Origin of the sequence: Nitrospira sp. BLG_1 (genome assembly GCF_047338595.1) — a bacterium.
GTDB lineage: Bacteria > Nitrospirota > Nitrospiria > Nitrospirales > Nitrospiraceae > Nitrospira_D.
Window position 1 is genome coordinate 13,612 of the sequence record NZ_JBLFBO010000028.1, and the last position, 22,484, is coordinate 36,095.

Here is a 22,484-nt window from a genome sequence, read left to right on the forward strand (position 1 = left end):
AACGTCATCGGGAGCAACCCACACGCCGGCACATCGAGCAGCTGAAGCGCTTAGGCCATTGGGGCGTCTGGTCGCCCAAGAGATAGCGGCGGTATCTTCAAAGCGGGTTCCAATCTGACCTATGTGGAGTCTTATTCCCCACGCCTATTTCTCATCGCAACCATGAACTTGCCGAATGCAACCTTCGGACTTTGAATTTCCTCCCCAATCTCAGATATAAGACCCTTCAGTACCTCGCCCCACCGAATTCGACAGCCGAACTCAGCAAGCCGACGTTCTTGGAATTCCCAAAATGTCTTGGGTTTCATCTGAAGTACGCACGTACTCAACCACCGATAATATTCACCGAGTATTTGGTGTTTCTGTTCTTGAAACTCTTCCTCTGTGAGATAAATCCGTCCATATCGGCAGAAGTCATCAAGCAGTCCAATATTCCACATGCCGAGTTGTCGATCTACCCGAGAGGTTACTTGCGCCTCATGAGTCCTCTGAAACGAAAGAGGTTCATGCACAAATCCAAAGTCACAATATTGAAGATATTCATACATAGCACTTCTGTCTGCATACGGAAATTGATGTGGGAAGAAACTGCCATGTCTTCTTATGAGATCCGCCGAGTAAAGGCTACTCGTTTGGTTTCCGTGCACCGGTAAACGCTCAAGTAGCAACCTCCGACATACCGTTCGCCCTGACATGGTTGGCAAATCCGTCGGTAAGCCTTTCCATATCACATCGCCCCTACAGAGTTGATAGCTTCCTACAATTCCTATTGTAGGACTCGATTCGGCCAAATTGACCATTTTATCAACACAGGAGGGCATGAGAAAATCATCAGCTGATACTAGCTTGCAATATTTGCTTTGTGAAGAGATGAGGCGAAGCGACCTATTGTAGCTTTCCATGACATCGACAAATACCCCATAGCTTCGAGCTCGAATGCGGTTATCCTTTTTTGCATACCTCTCAGCAAGCTTCAGAGTACTATCAGTGCTACAGTTATCAACAATCTCGTATACCCAATTCTGATAAGTTTGAGCCAATACGCTTTCAATACACTCTTCAAGATACTTTTCACCATTGAAGACAGGGGTAACAACAGCAACAAGCGGGTCGTGCGCACTCATCATTTACCCTCTTACTAAGCACAACTGCTGGGGACTAAATTGCAGCCTCAGCTGAAGAGCTGCCCTTTAGACTTTGAAGCATATCCAAATAAAATGTCTTTTGTCCCATTACGTACAGAAGCATCCATAGGTATGAGGCGACAAGAATACCGCTCCCTAATAACAGTCTCAGGAGAGGAGAAAGGAATTGGCCGTAAAATAAATGTGCCCCAATGGATAAGACTGTAGCCGCCAATGCTGAAATTGCAGGTTGGATCGATACCTTCAAAATATCCTGTGCACTAATTGAGGTGCCATTTATGCACCAAGCAATATGTGGAACCAACCACAAGATCATCACGGTCGAATAAGCCGCCGCCACTCCGATAGGGCCATAAGGTAGCCCTATGAGATAGGCACCAATTACGAGAGGCGCGATGACAAGTGCAATTTTCAAACTTCGCTCCACCCGCCCGGTCGACGCAAGGAGCCACCACATAGGATTTATCAGAGCAAACACCAAGATCGTTGGTGTTAACATCTGAAATATAGGGACAACCTCCTTCCACTTAGGTCCTAATAGAATTAAGATCAAGTCATTGGCAAATAAACCGCAGGTTATTGTAACAGGGAGAGTCAATGCCAATGTTATCGAGTAGCCTTTTAAGAAATATTTCTTGAAGCGCTCCGGGTCGCTCTGGAGCCGTGAAAGTGCCGCCAGGGCAACTACTCCGCTTGCTGAGTTTATATTCTCCGTTGGAATATTGATCAGCTGATAGGCTCTTCCGTAAACTCCTAGCGCCTCAGTTCCCCAAAATCGCCCTAGGAGAGCCTTCTCGACATTATACGCCACATACACAACTAGACTATTTAGCGTGGCTGTCCCGCCGAAACGAATCATAGAACCTATTCCTTCCCCTCGACGCGGCTTTCCTGGAACCCACGACGTAGCCAACCACAAACATACGGAGGAGGTAGCAGGCGTTACAACGGCCATGCCAACCAATGCCCAATATCCATGACCGCCGATGGCCAATGAAATTCCCACAGCAGTACTTACTATCAGCGAAATGATTTCTACTGCTGACAGAGTTGCAAAGCGCATCTGACGCTGAAGGAGCGCCGAGTGTTGTACCCCGGCTGCATTGAAGATGAACCCGGTCGACAGAGCCGCCGTCACCCAGAAAAGACGGGGCTCGTGATAAAAGGATACTAGGACGGGTGCGATTGCCAAGGATAAAAGCCCTAGAACTGTGCCCACCAAGATATTGATCCAAAATAGCGCTGAAACCTGTTCATTGGTAATTGCTGGTCGCTGAACCGTAGCTGTCGAAAGTCCGGCATCCTTAAACAGACTGAACACCCCCGTGACAACAGTCACCATGCCTACTAACCCGAAATCCTTTGGGTCGAGTAGTCTGGCCAAAACCATCAGGGAACCAATCCGCAAAATAAAACTTGTCCCCTGCGCTAAGAATTTAGCGAAGGCACCTCGAAGGGTTCGCTCTTTCAAGTCCTTCACTGCAATCCAACTCGCCTTTGACAATTAGCTTTGTACTGACTGTCGACGTCTCATCAGAAAACAAATTGCTTCGGTTTTACCATCAGACAGACAATGATATTTCAGGCCGAAGTCGGCTGATTTGGGAGAAGGTCATAGGTGAAGGTTTTTATCAGGCTCTCAATTAAATATCTGGAGATGGCTTAAAACTAGGTGTTTAGTCCCACTTTGTGATGGATTGGGTTGACGATAAAGCGAGTTGGTTCATTTTGCCAGTCTTTGATGATGTATTCATAGGGTGTGAGTCCTCGCAACGTTTTCAGTCGTTTTGCGAAGTTGTAAGCATTCAGGAAGTTGTTCAGATGTTCTCTGAGCTGCTGGTGATTGTCATAATAGTAGCGTTTGACGGTGGCCTCTTTTACCGTTCGGTTCATGCGTTCGACCTGACCATTGGTCCAAGGATGATTGGGCTTTTTTAGACGATGATCGGTATTATTTTCGAGGCAGACGCGAGCAAAGATATGAGGGAATGCCTGCCGATCTGTTTTACGGTTGGTAAACTGGATGCCATTGTCGGTGAGGATCGTATGGATTTTATAGGGCACGGCAGCAATCAGGTTGCGTAGGAACTGAGCCGCCTCTATCTTTCCAGACTTCTCATGTAGCTCAGCATACGCGAACTTGCTGGTGCGATCGATCCCAACGAACAGATAGAGTTTCCCTTCCTCTGTTCGCACTTCGGCAATGTCAATGTGGAAGTAACCGATCGGATACTTCTTAAACTTCTTCTTGGCAGGTTGTTCTCCATCCAGCTCAGGCAGGCGGCTGATGTCATGCCGCTGGAAGAGGCGATGCAGGGAAGAACGCGTCAGCGCAGGAATGCTGTTTTGCAGGGCATACAAACAATCATCCAGCGGGAGCAGGGTATGCTTGCGAAAGGCGACGCACGCAGCTTCCTGGTCAGGGGTTAGCACCGTTGAACGCGGCTGTTTCGGCCCCATGGGCGCATCATCCACATGCGTGCGCTTCTTCCACTTCGCTACCGTCTTCGGGTTAATGGCGTAGCGCTCAGCCAGCCGGTTCAGGCTCTCTTGACTATGTTGGATTGCCCGACGCACCGCCGCTGTCGTTGTGGCGCTCCCGTGCAATACTTGTCCCATAACTCCTCCTTTGTTGGTAGTGTAGAATAATCTACACCATCACAAAGTGGGACTAAACACCTAGTCCAAGGGAACATCATAGCGATGAACAACAACAACATTCGAAACAGGAATACACTCGTAGACGATTTCTCTGCTGCTTAGTTCTTTGGTGTTACCGGGACTTTTCTATTTAACAATGCAGTAGTTTCCAGAGAATCCGATGGTAACCGCTCCAGCCAGATTTCTCGCCACCACGAGTAGATGCTTCTTGGGCAGAACATTCGACATGCACTGTAACGAGAACGGCACCAAACCCCTTCGAGAAGAATTGAATCGTTCTTCATCGTTATGAGCTTCCCTGTCTTCTCATCAATGAACTTATTCAGACGCGACCGCACCCGATATTTGTCTCCACAATAAGGGACGGCTTCTGCATCAAAATACAGCCCTTTGTTCTTATTCTCGGTATTGAGTGTAGTGAGAATTTCGTGAAATGGTTTCACGCGGACAAGTTCCCCTGGTTGGAGATTTAACGTACAAGTCGGTGTAGATTGATCTACTGGGATACTGCCGCTTCTTCTCGGATAGGGAATACCTCCCCATAGAGATTGAGCTCGGTCGTAGAGCCAACGAAGGATACAACCTAACCCAATTCCCGCGTTAATCACTTTATTATATGAGGCATACGCCAGCCCTCTGAGCAATTGGCTGATTGTGACATTTCCCGACGTAACATCTTCCATATACTGCCGAGCGTCCCACCAATTTAGATCAGTCGTGAAAACCGGCAACTGTGTCGCCTGACAGATATACCGTCTCTCATCGGGAGAGCCCACATCCTCGGCATATGTCCCGGCGATAACATCCACCTCCGTCGTGCCGATCGACGAGACGCCCGTCGTTGGCCCGACTTGCGAAAGAGATTGTGTATTGCTCCCATCCGCATTAGCTGCCTTCAGCCACGCGGTCTTCCAAAAGATCAGGCAGGCAGCCTGACAGCCGCCATATGTAGCCCCGTCGCAGCGCAACTCCAGATGCACTGCACTGGACAAACGTCTTCCTCTAATCGGATATACTGTGTCACAAGTCTTGTGGGCTCTTTTGTAAATCTTGAACTTCCTGCCACAATACTCAAACATCTGCGGCATAAAGGGCATCTCTTCCAAACGCCCGTTCTTATCGAGCGTGGCAAGAATTTCCTCTTTACTCTTAACCTCGACCCAATCTCCGGCTCTCAGCTTCATCCGTCCCTCAATGTTTCCTGGCTATTCAATCGCGACCTTCCGTGCATAGAAGGCCTCGGCATACCTGGTTAACTTTGGAGATTCGATACCACGAATTCGGAGGAGTCCATAGAAGATATCCTCCGTAAACCATCGTTTGCTCCGTTGTGTCGCAAATCCCTCCATGAGTAACCGAACCTTTTCCCGGCCGAGGTCATCCGTGAGCGGTACATATAGATTAGGTTGGCCAAGGTCTCCGTCGTACTTTGGGATCTCGTACTCCAGGATCTGATGGCGGCGATAGGTATTCCACGTCAACTCACAAACCACGCGATGGTCCTGATGGAGATCATGACGATAATGGGTAAAAATGAGGTCCGGATCGATCACTCGTGGAAGGGTGTCGAAATACTCTTTTACTTCTTTTCCCTGATAGGGCAGATAGCTTTCTCTGAACGATTTGGTGATGATTTTCGTAGACCCTGCTCCCGGAAGAAATGCCGCGGCACTTTTCATTGCCTCTTTCTTACGATCTCCTCTCGCCGTGAGAACTACCCATGCCACACGACTGCCGGGATGGGTCTGCAGCAGCTTGAGAATAGTTCCTCCACATCCGATCTCAATATCGTCGGCATGAGCTCCGATGCACAAGATATTCAACCCTCTGCGAGCAAGCTGAATCGGGAAGCTGGTTTTCACGGGAATCAAGAACGCAACAAGAGTGGGGCGTAAGGTTACGAAGGAAAGTCTTTTCTCTCAGAACGTGGTTTCCATACTTCCCATGGCGCATCGCCATGGGAATACATCTCATCCAACGATTGTTTGTCCTTGAAGGTGTCCATGGAAGCCCAGAAACCGTCGTATTTGTATCCGATGAGCCGCTTTTCTTTTATTAATCTCTGAAAGGGTTCTCGAACCAACTCCTCCCCATGAACCATATAGCGAAAGATATCCTTCCGAAAAATAAAGAACCCACCATTGATCCGAATATTCGTCTGGTTTATGTCCTGAATCTTCTCGATGTCGCCTTGGCCATTTAACGTCACGATGTGATAGCTAAGACGCGGCTTGACACAGACGAAGCTTCCGACCTTATCTTCGTTGACAAATTGATCAAGCTGAGAGGGTAGCGGAAGGTCCGTAAGGCCATCGCTGTAGTTGGCGAGAAACATCTCTTCGCCATCCAGGTATTTTTCTACCGCCTTCAAGCGTTGACCTATGTTGGAGGTGAGTCCAGTGTCAGCAAATGTGATTCGCCAATCACTAATATCAGCATTCAATAGGTCGAGACGCTTCCCCCCCTCTGAAAGTACGAAATCATTCGAAATGCCCTCTTCGTAGTTCAAGAAGTATTTCTTGACGACATCGGCGGCATGCCCCAGACACAGCACAAAATCCTTATGTCCGAAGTGGGCGTAATACTTCATGACATGCCAAAGGATCGGTCGATACCCGATGGGAACCATGGGTTTAGGAATCGACTCCGAGTATTCTCTTAACCGCATCCCTAAACCGCCACAAAACAATACGACTTTCATAGTGTAAGCCTTCCACATTTAAGACCGAACAGAAATTGGATCATTTGTTACCTACAGAAGGGCTGATTCACACTTCGGAGCAGCTTCCGATCTGGCAAGGATAGACTTCATGTACCTCGACCGAATAGTGCCTGCCTTTTCGCAGAGAGGCTCATGACGTGGTGTGTAACGTCGGCAAGACGATGTGGCAAATATTCCTGGAATCGTTGTCGCAGTCGGTCACCCATTAAATAAATACCCGTATAAACCCACATACTCATCAATCGATGCCTCGGCCGTAGGCAAGCAATAGAAATCCCGCTCAAACTTCGCAACATCAAGAATTGTGTAGTGAGGGCGTCGTGCGTAAGGTCGGCCTGCATTCCTACTTGATCTGATCAATTCCTCCAGGTTGATGGGCGTGATCAGGTTCCGTGGCTGACCAAAGCTGTCAGCCAACTTCAATGCAATCTCATATGGAGTACAGGCGGTGCTTGCGCATACGTGATAGATCCCTCTTGTGCTCCTCTGAGGGTCATGCATGGCTTCTTCTATTGCGAGAATAGCTTTGGCTACCGTTGCATCCGTGAGATGAGCCACATACATGTCCTTTACTCGCGTAAATGGCTCCCCGGTTCGGACCTCAGAGGCTGTTCTGGCGAAGAAGCTTCCTCGTGGTCCCTGGACACCGTGCATTCGAACGACGACCGAACCTTCAGGATATCTCTCCAAGACCTTTCATTCACCCAGATATTGTGTAAGGCCATCCCAAGTTGGCAGATCATCGGAATCTGTATATCCAGATTTACCTATTGAGTCCACAGGTACAGGCGACTCAGCTTCTTCTGTGTACTTCCTCCCATGCACATTGTCACCAAACACGGTCTCGGCTGAAAGATGAAGAAGGATCGGATTTCCGTTCGCCGCGCTGGCAGCGCATGCGCCAGCCAGCAGTTCTGCGCCACGACTGTTAATTTGAAATGCGGAGAGTGCTGTTGGATTCTCAGAGTACCGTTCCACTTCGATTACATCCACACCTTCACCCGGTCGAGCGCTATTAATTATCGTTCTGACGCCACTGCTTGCGAGCGACCTGACTATTTCATTTACTTTACGCTCGTCAGTGATATCAAAATCTTCAATCACTCCCGCAAATCCCTCCTTATTTGGAGGTCGCTTATGTGTTAAACCAATAACTTCTGTTCCCTCGGGAGAGAAACGGCGCAAACCATCACCGACTCGTCCCGACACTCCAATCACTGCAACGCATGACATGCCTTTAACCCTTCATGTATGGCATTTTCAGGCAGAAATAGGTTTACCGACCAGATTCTACGCCGACCTCTTCGAGCTCGGAAACACGCAGATATTCTTCAAGCCATGTCTCTCCACGGAAATATTTGTACTGCTCCGCACGAAGCTTGTCGGCCAACCGGCCTGACGGCAGTTTCACATCGTCATACGTGATGACATCGTCCTTCTTAATATCTTTTTTGAGGATACACCCCTCAACCAGTCCCTCGGGAAGGTACCGGCCATTACTCATTTCGTCCGTATTTACCGCCTCGCCGTACGTCATGTACATCCCATAATCATCAAGAACCTCGCCCGCCCTAAGGTCGCGCTTCGCCACGGTACAGACTTCGACGACAGGACCGCCCAACGGCTTGGCAAGACAATCGCGGAATAGCGCTACTCGCGCGATCGCGTTGGGAGCTTCGAAGTGAACGAGATGGTAGGGAACAAAAAACGAATACAAGGGCCCCTCCCCCATCTTATAGAGATTTAGGTAGTGTTGTTGTTTGGGATCGGGATGTTCGGCCAGGACAAAAGCCTTGGTGAGCGGCGTACCCACGACGTAATCAATGATCCCGCCGAGCCGTCGAATTTCGTCGATGTCATAGAGCTTGCCGATCTTGAGGATGTCGTCTTTATACTCAAGTCCCCGAGACATCCCTCTGGATCTCACGACAAATCCGGTCGCATTCGCCACAATCGTTTGCTCACAACTGATCTTCGTGCCGTCCGCAAAGCTCGTCACCATAGCGGGATTCTGTCCCCAACGCTCGGCAAATCCCCTTTGGGTGGTCGGATTCCGATAGGGATCTTGAAGTCCCTTGATATTTCCGACTACGCGTGGGATCAGTCCCAACCCTTTTACCCATCGATAGAGATTCATCTGAAGCCCCGGCTCATCCCCGTCGCAGGCCGACATGATGACCCCGTACTTTTCCGCATAAACTTGTAGGATCGGACCGATCGTAGCGTCAATTTCAGCATTCATCAGCACGACGTCTTTACCGTGTTTGAACGATTCGAGAACGACATGGGCCCCGAATTCGACCGATCCCGTGACGTCAATGATAATATCGATCTCTTCGGACCGTGCGATCAGAAATGCATCTTCGGTCACGACCGGCTTTCCGGCACGAATCGCCTCATTCAGGCGTTGCTGCGTCGTCGCCTCAACTATTTCGTCATGCCCTGCATAGGTATACACGTCGAAGGCCCGCTTCAGGTGACGGTTCGACACGGCCGCCATGCGCATCCCTGGGACGCTGTGGGTGATCTGATTGGTCAGTCCCTGACCCATAAACCCCGCGCCGACCATGCCGACACGAATCGGTTTTCCTTCCGCTTCTCGAGCCTTGAGGGCACTGTCTACTAGGATCATATCTACCTCCTTGCACCAGGATCGTGCTGTAATCTTGCCGAGATGCCATCAGTTGGTTCACGATTGACTGTGTGGCTTGACCATGATCGCTGCTACACGCTCATTTTACGTTTGAGCTCCGGTTCGATATCATCAAGCAATTTCCACAGCGTGTCCTTTTCCGAGATGCTGGCCACAGGAAGAGGCCACTGAAGTTTCAACCGTGGATCGTCATGTCTCAGACCGCCTTCACATCCGGGCGTATAGAATTCCCCGACCTGATAGCTTGTCTCTGTGCTATCCCTCAGCGCCTGGTAACCATGTGCAAACCGTTCCGGCACATAAATTGAGCGCTGATTGTCTTCGCTCAGTTCAACTGCGATATGCTCAAGGTAAGTCGGGCTTTCGGGACGAAGATCAACGATGATGTCGAGAATCGCTCCTCTCGTGCAACGCACGAGCTTGCTTTCTCCTGCCGGAGGAAATTGAAAGTGCATTCCTCGCAAGGTCCCTTTCTTCGCGTTAAATGCCACATTGGCTTGGGCAATGATACGTGTCAGCCCATGCGCCTCAAACTCTTTCTGGCAGAATGCGCGAGCAAAGAACCCACGCGCATCTTCTCGGCGTTCCAGGTCAATAATGTAGGCGCCTTTCAGCTTTGTTTCTGTAAAAATCATTTCATGCCCCCCTTCTTCCCTTTCCCGTCTCTCTGTTGCCCTTGAGCACCTTTGCACCCTTAGGCTCAGGACTCATTAAGTTTACTGGTTCCCTCCGTAAGTGATCTGTGTTTCACTCTGGCTGGAGGTGGCCATGAGTGACATGTTTCTGTTGACCCCGCAGCAGTTGAACCGGATCAAGCCCTATTTCCCCTTGTCGCACGGTATCCCACGAGTAGATGATCGACGGGTCATCAGTGGGATCATCTATGTCATTCGGTACGGCCTGCAATGGAAGGATGCGCCGAAGGCCTATGGCCCGCACAAGACGCTCTACAACCGGTTTGTACGCTGGAGCCGAGCGGGAATCTTTAACAAGATCTTTCGCGAGTTGGCGCGACAGCCCGGGCCCCGAGACTGCCTGATGATCGACGCCACCTATCTGAAGACCCATCGAACAGCGGCCAGTCTGCTCCAAAAGGGGGAGCATCCCGCTGTATTGGCCGTACGAAAGGTGGTCTGAATTCGAAGCTGCACGCGGTGTGCGACGATACGGGCAGGCCCATACACCTGTTGCTGACCGCAGGGCCTACCAGCGATTACACCGGGGCAAGATGCCTGCTCCCCAGTCTATCCAACACCAAACACCTGATCGCCGACCGCGGCTATGATGCGGATTGGTTCATCACCGCCCTCAAGAAGCAGGGCGTCACACCCTGCATTCCGCCTCGCAAAAACCGAACGACACGCCGCCGCTACAACAAATCCCTCTACAAACAACGCCACAACATCGAGATCATGTTCGGGCGGATCAAGGATTGGCGTCGGATTGCCCTGCGGTATGATCGCTGTGCCCACACCTTTTTCTCGGCGATCTGTCTCGCGGCAACCGCCATCTTCTATCTCAAAGAATGAGTCCTGAGCCTAGGACAAGTGAGTCGGTTATGTTTTGTGATAGCCGTGAGAAGGTCTGTTCCCTTAAAAAGTCTGTTTTTAAACCACGACTGTTCAATCTACCTTCGCTTTGGTCCTCGACACCTGCGCTGTCATCAAGCGGGCTGAATCTGTAACACTTTTTCTCTCGCGCCGGTAAAGGTCATCCCTAGCTTTTGGTCCAGCAATCCCTGTTCGCGGAATCTGCTGATAACATTTAGTCTCATGTACTGGGACTCGCGGTATGCCGCATTCTGGAACCCGGCCTTTTGCAACCCGTCCGTCATATCGAGAATCGTGGATTTCAGATCGAATCGTGGTTGGAAGCCAGGAGCCAGTTCTTTGAATAAATCGTAATTCACACGATATGAGCGCTTGTCGGGTGGGGCATTGGCATTGATCGACACATCGACGTCCGGAATGGCGGCGGCCACGGCATGAGCCAGGTCTTTCACTTGGCAATTCCATTCATTGCTGCCCACGTTGACAATCAGTCCTTTCCCGCCGTTTTTCGCTGAGCGGCCTATGGCCCACTCCATAGCTCGAGCCATATCCTTGACGTTGATTAACGGACGCCATGGAGTCCCGTCGCTCATGACGACGATCTTCTTCTGAGTCAGCGCGCCGGCGACGAAATCATTAAGAACCAGATCGAGTCTGAGTCGATCACTCATACCACAGGCCGTCGCAAACCTGAGGCAGGTGACCGTGAATCGCTCGTCCGCCATAGGGATCAATTCTTTTTCCGCCATTACCTTTGAGCGAGCGTACGCGGTGAGCGGATCCAGCATCGATGATTCCGTCTTCGCCCCTTCCTCGGCGCATCCGTACACGCTGCAACTCGAAGCAAACACGTAGGAACGGACGCCGGCCAACTTGGCCTTTGCAGCGAGCTCCACCGCCGCTTTGTAGTTTATGCCCAGTGTCGCGTCTTCAAATCTGTTGCCGATCGGATCATTGGAGATCGCCGCTAAATTGACGACCACATCAACTCCTTCGAGTACGGCCTTGTCCAGATGGCGGACATCTCCGAATAGCTGCCGATCCAAAATGATTTCTGGAAGCGCCACTGCACCGAGCAGGCAGTGGGCAAACAGTCCCGCGTCGTACCCAATAAGGACAGCCTGGGGATAGGCCTGTCGGAGGTGTTGCACTAAGACCGGTCCTACATAGCCCATATTGCCGACAACCAAGATGGTCATATGTTATTTCCTATTGTTTCTTCTTCGGCATGTGCGGAACTCAGCTACAGCCGGCTATACATCTTCACCTGACTACCGACTAGCCGTAGACAGCAATAGACTTCATAGTTTCCGTCACCACTCTCTCCTGCTGGTCAGAAGTGAGTCCCGGGAACATCGGGATCGACAAGATATGTGCTGCTGACCTTTCGGCGATCGGAAAGTCACCCACGTGATAACCAAGATGTTCGTAGGCTTTCGTGAGATGTAATGCGACCGGATAGTGAATCCCTGTTCCGATACCCACGTCGGTCAGCTTTTGCTGGAGGCGAGCACGATCCTCAACCTGTATGACATAGAGGTGATAGACCGACCGAGCCCAGCTCGGCTGATGTGGCACTGTCAGGAGTCCTTGCACTCCTGCGAACAACTTGTCGTACCGTTCAGCAGCCTGCCGACGCTGCTCATTCCATGTGCCTAGATGTCGTAGTTTGACCCGCAGAAATCCGGCCTGGATCGCATCAAGGCGGCCGTTATAGCCTTCGATATCGTGGAAGTACTTTTTTGATTGTCCATGGTCACGCAAGAGTCGGCAGGTATGGGTAACCTGTTCATCATTGGTCGTCATTGCCCCAGCCTCACCGCAGGCCCCCAGGTTCTTGCCGGGATAGAAACTGAATGCTGCGGCATGTCCCATCGAGCCCGCCTTGTGCCACCGACTGTCTATCTGTGAAAAATACTCCGCTCCCTGTGCTTGGCACGCATCCTCGACCACTTTGAGGTTGTACTGGGTCGCCAAATCAAGAATGGCGTCCATGTCGGCCATCTGGCCATAGAGATGAACAGGAACGACTGCCGTGACCGGTTTACCGGTCGCATTGTGAGTGACTTGTCGCGTCTTTGGATTCCACCTGCATGTATGTTCCAGGTACTCGCGCAACTTTCCAGGATCCATCGCATAGGTTCTTGGATCGATATCGACAAAATCAGGACGAGCGCCTGCCTGGGATATCGCCTCGGTTGTGGCAATGAATGTGTTGGGAACTGTGATGACGATGTCTCCGGACTTCACACCGGCAGCAATGAGGGCAAACCGAAGGGCGTCGGTCCCGCTGCCTAAACCAACACAGAATCTTGCCTCGCAGAATCGTGCAAAATCCTCTTCAAATCCTTGCACCATCGGCCCACCGATAAATCCAGCGTTCTTGAGGGCGGCTTTCAGCACATCAACCAGCTCGTCCTGTAACTCGCGATGAACTGTGACCAGATCAAGAAACGGGATTTTCTCGTTACTCATTGCTGCCCCCTTGATTCGATATATCGCACGACCCTGCCTGGATTCCCCGCGACGACAGCATGCGCCGGCACATCCTTTGTGACGACCGCTCCGGCTCCAATCAGCGCATGTTCCCCGATCACCACATTGGCAAGAATCGTTGCGCCGGATCCTATAGACGCGCCTTTTCTCACTAGCGTTGTTTCGACTTTCCAATCTGCTTCCGTCTGCAACGCGCCCGCTGCGGTGGTTGAGCGAGGGAAGGTGTCATTCACGAAGGTGACGTTGTGTCCAACAAAGACCTCATCTTCGATTGTCACTCCCTCACAGATGAACGTGTGGCTCGAGATCTTGCATCGTTTCCCGACCTTGGCATTCTTTTGAATCTCGACGAACGCGCCGATTTTTGTGTCATCACCCACTTCACATCCATAGAGGTTGACGAACTTGGAAAACTTCACATTGTTCCCAACCTTGACATCGGGCGAAATGCACAGATACACGTTGAGAGGCGCCTCACTCATCTTCACTTCCATGGTCGTAATCGGCACATGACGGGCTAATCTCGTGTCCGGCTCAGAACCAAGGTTCGAATATGCGACTGCCTTTTCCGTCGTCTCTTCCATAGCATCCTTCCTTAGGATTGATGACATCCCATCATGGGCCAGCGATTGATCACAGAATTAGGTGATGTCAGGAATAGGAGAGAAAAACTCTTGAGGGGGAGGTCAATAATCGTTGTGTGCTGTGCTGACGACTTGTAAACCCTACTATCTCAGTCTCTCAACCAAATGATCCGATTCATAGGGCATCGTATATCCGTACATATTGTGTGACATGCTCTTCGCATCGACCCAATTGAGAATCACCTGCTGTTGCAGCGTCGATCCCAGCATTGTGAAGGCCTTTTTCACAAGATGTTTGGGTGCATATCGTGCCCTGATCACCCACACAAGTTCATCAGCCAGACTTGCCAAAACGCCCACACTCGCGCTGGACAAAACGGGTGGGGTGTTGAGGAAAATATAATCAAATTGCTCACGAAATACGGGCAGCTTCGCTTTCAGCTGTTGAATCCTCCCAAGTTCATTTGTCCCCCCATCTATGGCACCAGCCGATAGGATTGAGCATGGAGATTTATCGATCACTGACAAACAGTCCCCCAGTGACGCTTGGCCATCCAAGAACTCATTCAACCCCGTTCGAGCGGGTACCATGGCATAGTGGTGAAGGGTCGGCCGCTGAAAGTCACAATCAATAAGCAGTACTTTTTTACCAAGATCTTTGGCAATCGTATAGCCTAGATTCACTAGGGTGGTTGTCTTCCCCTCCCCCATGAGCGCACTTGTTACTTCGACAACCGTGGAATGGCGTCCCTCACAGGAGAGTACCAGCTTAGTTGCGGCCATTCGATATTGTTCGGCAGCGATCGAACGGGGCTGCCACTTGGCAATCAAATTCATATTTGTCAGACGGGGCTCCTTTCCATTTCCGGAGGAGGTCAAAGGCATGACCTTCCCGGTCTGAGGACTCGTCTTCGGCATCGGGCTGATCTGAGGGCTCACGGTGAAGAACTCCGGTATGGTCGCCAACACGTGGATGCCAGGCAAGACTTCCACCTCTTCTCGCCGCTTGAACGTCGGATTCAATTGATCGATTCCCAGCGCCAGACCTACACCAAGACCACATCCCCCTAACAGGCCCAAGAACATAATCAGCAATCGATTCGGCTTCTCCGGCTTCTGAGGAAGATTAGCTGGATCCAGCACACGGATCTGTGCACCCTGCTGACGTTTCTCAAGATTTTCCGCCACGTGGGCGTTCAACCGTTTGTCCAGCAAAGCTTGATAGTTATTCTGCATGTTCTCGTAGTCGCGCAGCAAGATCATTAATTGTTGTTCACGCGACGGCGTCCGCTGGACTCTACCTTCAATATCCTTCATCTCCCGTGTGATTCTGGCTTCCTTTGTCTTGAGATTCATGATCTCTAGTTTGGCTTCATCCCTCTGTGCCAACAGATTCTGCAGTTGTGGGTCGGACAGTCTTCCTGTTCTCCCATCGTGATCCGGTTGGATTTCTTCGGGTTGGGAAAGCATTTTCTGCTCTGCGATCAGAGATTGTTCGGCTATGTGAGCTTCTAGTTTCTTGATTTCATCTCTTAGCATGATGACATCCGGGTATGTCTCTTTGTAGGTCCCCAGCAATGTCGCCAGTTGCTTTTGAAGCTCGCTCAAGCGAAGGACCAAGGGATTTTGAACTGGCTGATTCCTCATCCGAAATATCGGCTGACCTACAGTGCCGTCTTTCATTTCATACTGTTCATATTGGGCCGCAGCCTTCTCGAAAAGACTCTGCCTCGCAGTGAGACTATGAATAGCCTCTATAGTCGTGTTCAGTTCCGTTTGTAATCGATCCAATGCCCTGAGGTTCGCTTCCTTCTGTTCCGGAAGCTCGGTTACATAGCGTGTCTTGTATTCGCTGATGGCGCGCTCTTTCGCCTCCAGCTTCTTTTTTGCTTCATCCAGTTCCTGCTCCAGAAAGACCGTGACACCTGTCACTAGCTGCTCGCGTGACTTGATGTTTTCGTGGATAAATAACGACGCGAGTTTTGCCGTCACGTTCATAGCTGTGGTCGGATTTTCGTCAGCAAAGGAAAGGGTGATCGCCTCGACCGTCTTACCCGATGGGCCGGGGGTTCCCACGGTCTCCACTTTGATCATTTTGCGCAATGTCTCAATGGCCGGTTCAAGCCCTTCTCTCCGAACCTTGTCCTCATAGAGCTTGAATTCGTCCATTATCTGACTCAGGAACGTCCGGCTCATCACCTGTTGGTGAATCATCGTCAAGCGCTGCTCGATGTTGGCCCCTCCGATACCCTTGACATAGTCTTCGGGGATCTTCTGATTTTCAACCAGGATCAGGGCGCTGGAACGATAACTTTTTGGCAGGGCCACGCACAGAATCGCAGCAATGGCGACCCCTGCCACAGCGGACCAGAGGATGAGCCATTTCCGGCGGACGATGTTGCCCCAATGTTGCTGGATGAGCACCGACAGCGGCTCAGTCTGCAGATTGGGCTCAGCCTGCGTCTCAATTTCGTGCACGCTCATTTCCTCAGTTTCAATTCCTTTAATCTGGCACTGCGAGGGCCAGGAGGCATGGTATTACTCGTCCGCCGGTCCTTTTGAGTCAGCAATTGCCTATTGACGATTCTTCCTCAGCCTCAGTAGAAGGCCTGGGTTAGACTCACCTCGGCGACGTGCCTGTCGTATGCAAAACGTGTCCCTCCGAATGCATTATCAATGTTTTGGTAGTTATAGATTAGTGTGAGAAACAGCTTCTGGGTGGCCCGATAGCGCAACCCAGCCGTTCCTCCCACTGAGGTCCAGGAGATGGCAGATCCTGAATCTGACCCGTACTCGCTAGCGACGCTATAGTTCCCTCCAAACAGGCAGGCCAAATCACGGATCGGAGTATTTTGAGCCATGGTGAACGATACGGAATGATTGAGTAGAGCTGCCCCTTTGAACTGAAATGACGGACTAATGCCGGACCGGTATGCGAGGGTAATAAACGTCGTAGGATCCTGCCAATGTATGGCAACACTACCGAATGGTGCAAGCGTCGAGGAGAAGGATGCCCCATTAAATTCTCCCGACAATACCTGTGCACCACCTGTCGCCTTCAGGCTAATGGTAGAGGTAAATCTGCGAATCCAGCCAAGGGTACCGCCCCTTGCGCTAAACGCCCCTAGTCTGCCTTGATCAAATTCATTACCAAGGAAGTCTATCCTCACGGAGTCATACAGCGAAACCTGCGCTAAGAGACCAGCGGAATAAGCGTGAGTATGTTGGCTAATCAGATTAGCGGCTTGTGGGACTTGTGATTCTCCATAGTTAACAAAACTGTTCCTATAGCTTCCGCTCAAACTGACGGCCTTGGTGAGCGGAAGCTCCAATAGAGTGTTGACACTATTGGAGGTTGTCTTGATCCTAGATGCCTGAAAACCAGCCACCAACGGATTTACCTGTTCCCCTGATTGGCCTCCTTGGAGAAATGCAGGAGGCTGAGGAGTATGAAAAAACAAATCGGACACTGTCCACTTTGCCCCTGGTCTCCATTGGCTCACCAGATCGCTCATGTCCAGAACTACACCGGCATTCGCCCCCACATAACTCAGTCCTGAATTGTTCACATAATAACTGCCGACCGCCCCCACGACTGCATTTGCCTTCACCAGGTTTTCATGATCGGCATATAACCCTCTGACTTGGGGCGCGACTGTGGTCACAACATCTTCTGGGGTTAGTCCCTGAAGCTGGCTCTTCGGTGCAAGAAACACATTACCATCATATCGCTCCGAGACTTGGATCGAGGGAATCACGCGCAACCCATCTCTAGGCCGAATCGAACTTGGGTCGGTTGCTCCTCCGAATGCCGTCCCTGGAACGGTCGGCATTCCTCCGCCCATTCCACCACCCATGCCCCCGCCCATGCCCCCCATCTGCGCCTGACTGAGCGAACCCGACCCGAAACCCATCGTAAGGATGATGCCTGCGATATACGCAAGGAGCGATCTTCTTCTCAACTACGGCACCACGATGACATCGCCGCTCAGTAGAATGAAATTTCCCGGTACGGCGGTGCCCTTTAGCACATCGTCATAGCGCACCGGAATTTCGATCTGGTGCTTCTCTTCATGTCCGGCAGCCCCGGTACTCACATTGCGTAACACCTTGATCTTATTCTTATTCGCAAAGGGTGCGAAGCCGCCGCTCAGCGCAACGCCTTGCATCACATTGGCATAGGATTTCAGTGGGTACTTGCCTGGCTTTACGACCTCTCCCATGACATAAATGAAGTAGCTGTTCACTTCCTTTACTTGAACTGTGACGACCGGCGATGACACGTATTCTGTGAGTCGCTCGCTGATGCGCTTCGCCAACACATTCGCAGTCAGGCCCGCAGCCGGCACATCCCCGATGAGTGGTAGGGTGATCGTGCCATCCGGACGAACGGTTACCTCACCTGAGAGGTCCGGACTTTTCCAGACCGTCACTTTCAGCACATCTTCGGGTCCAAGAAAAAAATCAGATGGCTCCGTCAGATGGACTCTGTAATCCACCCTCGTTTCGGCGCATCCGACCATAGCAAGTGCTATGGTGGCGACGAAAATCCAATTGGGTATTTGACTCATCCTCATACTTATCTCTTTGCAGTAACTATCATCCGGGTCTCTCTAACAGTCCCCCCTCACATCTCTGATCAAGGCTGCCCGGAGTGTTGCGTAATCAAGCGTCAGCTCAGCAAATTGTCGTTTGAGACGTTGATTCTCATCCTCCAGCGAGCGTAATCGCCAGCTATCAGCCGCCGGCTGCTTTACATCGGCACACTTCACTCGCCACCGGTAGAGGGTTCTAATAGACACCCCATAGCGACGTGAGACATCTGCAGCCATCTCACCGGCATCTAATTCAGACACGATGGCTGCTCTTTGATCTTGGGTAAAGCGGCGCTTAGACATGATTCTCTGCAGGATGCTGAACAAATCAGCCAGCGGTGCTCCCTGCCTTCGCCGGAGCGGCTTCGCGCAGGCAGGTCGCGTCACTTTCAATCGCGTGAAGTGTATCTCGTGAAGCGTGAAACGCTAAAGAAGAAGCCGTGAAGCGTATCTCGCCCTTCGATGGAACTCAGGACGGTGAAGCGTCATTTGTGAAGCGTGAAACGTGAACTATGGAGCGTAAAGGGTGAAAAGTGAGAGGTGATACTGTGAAGCGACATCCCTTGAGAAGTTAGAGGTCCGAGGTTTGAGGTCTGAGCCGCATGCTCCAACGTCAAACATCAAGCCTCCACCCATAACCAGTTTACGTTTCAAGTTTCAGATTTCAGGTTGTCCGGAAACTTGACGCGAAATACGCTTCACGAGGCTTGCGTCACGAGAGATGCTGCACCGGAGCAACTTCGTCGCTTTCAATATGAATGAGGGCAGCCCGCTGCAGGAGGGAGGAGCGGATCACCAAGCCATGGTGACTTGTGCGGCGAACGAATTGACCACGGAGACCTACAAGCGGACCATGAATCACTTCTACCCATGCCCCTTCGGTGAGATAGTCGCATGGCTCCATCACCGGATTCATCGACGCTACTCGTTGGAAGACCGCGATTTCTTCAGCCGGAATTGGTTCAGGTCTTACTGTACCGACAATGCGAACGACACCAGGAGTTTGCAATACAACCAGGCTCCTCACGAGCGCAAAGTTCGCAAAACAATAGCCGGTAAACAATGGGAGCGTGGTCCAGACCTTACGATCCGACCATTGACGGCGTTGCCTTCCCACCGGCAACAAGGGTTCAATCCCTATTGCCTGCAGTCGATCCCGAACCTGCTTCTCATGACGAGATTGGGTTTGCAGGGCGTACCATTGGCAATCACTGTTCGATCGCGGGACCCGTTCTTGCTCCAGTATGCTTACTGGTTCATTCTTTACAACAAGCCCTGGATGACTGGTAGCAATCATAGCTTCGCCCCGTGACTCCCATGCTCTTCTTCAAAGAGCTGAGCCCATATAGCCTTACCAATATAGGGTAATGCAGACCTATAGATACTGGGTCCTTGAAGTCCATTACTACTAGATAAATGTCTGATTTTTGCGTATCCACATCCGGCACGTTTATCCGAGTTTCGATGTTCAAGTCAGATGAGGGTTGAAGTATGGTGCGGCTGACCCATAGCCTGGCCATGTATATATTGTTGATATTACAGGGCAGCTGGTATGTTTAGGACAGAGGATTCTGCGAATACACTCTCAGGAGAGAAGTCTGGTTTACCCTCGCAAAACCTCAACGTGGATCTTTTGAGATACAGTATCTATTTAGATTCACCAGAGGTCTTCAAGTACTTGCCATTGTCCACAGCACGTAATCAAAGCGTGCAGCGCAATGTGTTCGATTCCTAACACTTCAATCACCGTCCGGCTTTTTTAGATCACAGTCTCGGTCTGCTTGCGGGTTTGTGCGAGTAGGATCCACACCAACCGCCGGCCTAGCAGGATGCTGAAAAAGTCCGCCAGCGGCGTTCTCGCATCGCTCAGAGGGCTCAACGTACCGAAACGTACGCCTCGCCTCTTCCCTCGCTGCGGCCTTGCTGGACAACCTTTTTGAGCATCCTGAAGTTGTTCGGGCATTAGCATTGTACGGAAACTTTCAGCCATCTTGTTCGCATCAAATGAGTTTTTCCGCAACCTGCTAGACTTTCTTTGATTTCCAAGATTCTACCTTCACTACAACTGAAACATTCGCTTCGTCTATCAGATATATAGTTGTACGCATCTATTCTTATATCTAATGATTATATGAATGATCATCATTTCTCTATCGATTCCATCCTTGGAAGTTTACCTTACGTTGTTCCTATCGCTGCCATCGAAAATCAACGCAATGGCATGCACCTTGCTTTGATACGCGGAGTCTATGTGGACTTATTACGGGCATTACTACGGATCTCTGCGTATAGGAAAGCGGCAGCTCATCTGGCATACTTCGCGACATTGTCCGAGCCTTCAACGGACCAATGTGCCGTTTCAGGTTTCGAGTTTTATGTTTGATGTGAACTTGGCCGTGACGCATCAAACGGCCAACTGGAAGCCTGCGGTCGGAAGTTAGAGCAGAGGGCCAGTGCCAAATTGCAAGCTTTTGGTTTTGGGAATTATTTTTGGTTTCGAGTTTTCTGAACACTTGAAATATGGAACCTGAAACTCGGAAGTTTGAACCGTTGCTGTACAACCATCAGAACTGCTGCTCGGGCTAGCCCGAGGAACGTGCGTATCGGAACTCGCAATCGCCACCGACCATGGAGAAGCGTTGTCGTCATGAGCACCACCGTTCCACTACTGACCATTGCCATTATTAGCCGCCATCACCTCGCGTGGTTGGGATTGCAGAAAATTTTTGAGAGTTGCGCGACTCGCCGCTTCGTCGTTCAACAGTACCAGCGCATCACACCCGATCTGCGTCTCCCGGAGGTCCACCCGGACGTCTTCATCCTAGATATGGAGACCGAACGAGACAGCGTGGGATCGCTCAGATGGATCAGGAAATCCGCTCCGACGAGCAAAATCCTCTTGTTGAGCGGATTTGAAGATAGGGACCGTATGCACGAAGCTTTTGACTGCGGCGTGGATGGCGTGTTGCTGAAGATTCAACCGCCGGAAGTTGTGTTGGCCTTGATTGACACGCTCTACCCCCCTGTTTCTGACCACACCCACCGCGCACAGAATGTCGTGGGCATCACGAGTCTGAGGCAGGCTCTCACTTTGGGCCCCCTGGTCGAAAAGGAATACGCGACCTGGCCTGATGGCCTCACAGCCCGAGAACGAGAGATCATCAAGTTGCTCCGCCAAGGTCTTTCTAATAAGGACATTGCTCACACCCTCTCTATCTCCGACAGTACGGTCCGTCATCATTTGACGAACATTTTCGACAAGGTCGGTGTGCCGAATCGACAGAAACTCCTCGTCCACGCCCAGACGATTCATTCGGTTCTCGACTGACCGACAGAACCCACGACGGCTCTACTACGATAGTTTTGAGTTTCGAGTTTCGTGTTTAAGGTTATCCGAAAACGTGGAACCTGAAACTGCGCATGAAACGTTAGTTGTCTTTCAATTTAACTTATGACGCGCGAGCGTATCGAACGGTGAAGCACCCTACGGCCGCGGAACCTCATGCGTGACGCGTATCTCGCGTAGAAGTTTCGGGTTTCGAGTAGCGAGTGGCAGGTATGGAGTGTCTGGTTTCATGTTTCAAATTTGTAGTTTCAAGTTTTCGGACAACCTGAAACGTGGAACATGAAACTTGAAACTCATCTCGGAACCTGACACTCTTCCTGAAAACTGTCACCAACATTCTTGCTCAGGGTGTTGACCACGAGATGGATCAGCAGTTACACGATCCTCTGCTTTTTAAGTCTTCCCGACGCATAAAAAGTGTAGAAGTCGGACATGCGACCTTGGTAAGATGCAGCTGCTCAACGGTTCCTTACGTGGCAGTTGATCCTTCCCCATCGCAGGACCGTATCTGTATTGTGCCGAGGTAGCTCAGTTGGCAGAGCACAGCCCTGAAAAGGCTGGTGTCGACAGTTCGATTCTGTCCCTCGGCACCACATTTCGCATAGTTAGAGGATTCACGTTTTGAACAACTGGCACCCAAGTGGCAGTAACTGGCACCTGAACGTCGTTTTCCCCGTTTAGAACCGCCTTCGTAAACGCTTCCAGCCTGGTCACGGCATCCCGCAATCGCGC

Annotated in this window: 18 protein-coding genes, 1 tRNA gene and 1 pseudogene; 3 read left to right on the plus strand and 17 right to left on the minus strand. The window is 50.9% G+C overall.

The genetic code is table 11. The features are described 5' to 3' along the window. Window positions 1-131 precede the first annotated feature (131 nt). The 9 genes and pseudogenes from ACMTNU_RS15475 to rfbC all read right to left on the minus strand — a co-directional run bounded on the left by ACMTNU_RS15475 (window position 132) and on the right by rfbC (window position 9,816). Complete coding sequence (locus ACMTNU_RS15475) at window positions 132-1,127, minus strand: glycosyltransferase family 2 protein (RefSeq protein WP_413936199.1); 996 nt, start codon at window positions 1,125-1,127, stop codon at window positions 132-134. A gap of 31 nt (window positions 1,128-1,158) precedes the next feature. Further along, window positions 1,159-2,625 (minus strand): lipopolysaccharide biosynthesis protein, encoded by a 1,467-nt coding sequence (locus ACMTNU_RS15480; protein ID WP_413936201.1) that lies wholly within the window; start codon window positions 2,623-2,625, stop codon window positions 1,159-1,161. Window positions 2,626-2,813: 188 nt separating this feature from the next. After that, on the minus strand, window positions 2,814-3,764 hold the full coding sequence (locus ACMTNU_RS15485) for an IS481 family transposase (protein ID WP_413936202.1): 951 nt from the start codon (window positions 3,762-3,764) through the stop codon (window positions 2,814-2,816). Between the two features lie 140 nt (window positions 3,765-3,904). After that, window positions 3,905-4,990: a hypothetical protein gene (locus tag ACMTNU_RS15490; protein ID WP_413936203.1), complete on the minus strand. Its 1,086-nt coding sequence runs from the start codon at window positions 4,988-4,990 to the stop codon at window positions 3,905-3,907. Window positions 4,991-5,011: 21 nt separating this feature from the next. Next, window positions 5,012-5,668, minus strand: coding sequence for a PIG-L deacetylase family protein (locus ACMTNU_RS15495; RefSeq protein ID WP_413936205.1), 657 nt, complete (start codon window positions 5,666-5,668; stop codon window positions 5,012-5,014). A 35-nt stretch (window positions 5,669-5,703) separates the two neighbouring features. Beyond that, entirely contained in the window at window positions 5,704-6,507 is an 804-nt protein-coding gene (locus ACMTNU_RS15500) for a sugar phosphate nucleotidyltransferase (protein ID WP_413936206.1), read from the minus strand. Between the two features lie 219 nt (window positions 6,508-6,726). Beyond that, window positions 6,727-7,761: pseudogene (locus ACMTNU_RS15505) on the minus strand (sugar nucleotide-binding protein). 43 nt (window positions 7,762-7,804) lie between these two features. Then, complete coding sequence (locus ACMTNU_RS15510) at window positions 7,805-9,160, minus strand: NAD(P)H-dependent oxidoreductase (RefSeq protein ID WP_413936207.1); 1,356 nt, start codon at window positions 9,158-9,160, stop codon at window positions 7,805-7,807. Between the two features lie 92 nt (window positions 9,161-9,252). Beyond that, on the minus strand, window positions 9,253-9,816 hold the full coding sequence (rfbC, locus tag ACMTNU_RS15515; protein ID WP_413936208.1) for a dTDP-4-dehydrorhamnose 3,5-epimerase: 564 nt from the start codon (window positions 9,814-9,816) through the stop codon (window positions 9,253-9,255). Window positions 9,817-9,949: 133 nt separating this feature from the next. On the opposite strand from rfbC, the gene ACMTNU_RS15520 reads away from it, so the two are divergent. Continuing rightward, a protein-coding gene (locus ACMTNU_RS15520; protein ID WP_413936209.1) for an IS5 family transposase occupies window positions 9,950-10,710 on the plus strand; the annotation gives its coding sequence in 2 pieces (ribosomal slippage) (window positions 9,950-10,280 and window positions 10,280-10,710; 762 coding nt in all). A gap of 134 nt (window positions 10,711-10,844) precedes the next feature. Here ACMTNU_RS15520 and ACMTNU_RS15525 read toward each other — a convergent pair. The 8 genes from ACMTNU_RS15525 to ACMTNU_RS15560 form a co-directional block, all read right to left on the minus strand. Further along, window positions 10,845-11,930 carry an NAD-dependent epimerase/dehydratase family protein gene (locus tag ACMTNU_RS15525; protein WP_413936211.1) on the minus strand — a complete coding sequence of 362 codons (1,086 nt, stop codon included), beginning with the start codon at window positions 11,928-11,930 and terminating at the stop codon, window positions 10,845-10,847. Between the two features lie 79 nt (window positions 11,931-12,009). Continuing rightward, window positions 12,010-13,206 carry a DegT/DnrJ/EryC1/StrS family aminotransferase gene (locus ACMTNU_RS15530; RefSeq protein WP_413936212.1) on the minus strand — a complete coding sequence of 399 codons (1,197 nt, stop codon included), beginning with the start codon at window positions 13,204-13,206 and terminating at the stop codon, window positions 12,010-12,012. Then, window positions 13,203-13,709: an acyltransferase gene (locus tag ACMTNU_RS15535; RefSeq protein ID WP_413936222.1), complete on the minus strand. Its 507-nt coding sequence runs from the start codon at window positions 13,707-13,709 to the stop codon at window positions 13,203-13,205. The genes ACMTNU_RS15530 and ACMTNU_RS15535 overlap by 4 nt, the downstream gene beginning before the upstream one ends. Window positions 13,710-13,955: 246 nt before the next feature. After that, entirely contained in the window at window positions 13,956-16,295 is a 2,340-nt protein-coding gene (locus tag ACMTNU_RS15540; protein WP_413936214.1) for an AAA family ATPase, read from the minus strand. 113 nt (window positions 16,296-16,408) lie between these two features. Continuing rightward, on the minus strand, window positions 16,409-17,773 hold the full coding sequence (locus ACMTNU_RS15545) for a hypothetical protein (protein ID WP_413936216.1): 1,365 nt from the start codon (window positions 17,771-17,773) through the stop codon (window positions 16,409-16,411). Next, window positions 17,774-18,388, minus strand: coding sequence for a polysaccharide biosynthesis/export family protein (locus ACMTNU_RS15550; protein ID WP_413936217.1), 615 nt, complete (start codon window positions 18,386-18,388; stop codon window positions 17,774-17,776). It abuts the gene before it with no gap. 36 nt (window positions 18,389-18,424) lie between these two features. Then, window positions 18,425-18,709: a transposase gene (locus ACMTNU_RS15555; protein ID WP_413936218.1), complete on the minus strand. Its 285-nt coding sequence runs from the start codon at window positions 18,707-18,709 to the stop codon at window positions 18,425-18,427. A gap of 409 nt (window positions 18,710-19,118) precedes the next feature. Further along, on the minus strand, window positions 19,119-19,703 hold the full coding sequence (locus ACMTNU_RS15560; RefSeq protein ID WP_413936220.1) for a transcription termination/antitermination NusG family protein: 585 nt from the start codon (window positions 19,701-19,703) through the stop codon (window positions 19,119-19,121). A gap of 1,350 nt (window positions 19,704-21,053) precedes the next feature. Between ACMTNU_RS15560 and ACMTNU_RS15565 the strand changes: the two genes are divergently transcribed. Next, entirely contained in the window at window positions 21,054-21,734 is a 681-nt protein-coding gene (locus ACMTNU_RS15565; RefSeq protein ID WP_413936221.1) for a LuxR C-terminal-related transcriptional regulator, read from the plus strand. A gap of 535 nt (window positions 21,735-22,269) precedes the next feature. Next, window positions 22,270-22,345: transfer RNA gene (locus tag ACMTNU_RS15570), tRNA-Phe, on the plus strand. Window positions 22,346-22,484: the final 139 nt, after the last annotated feature.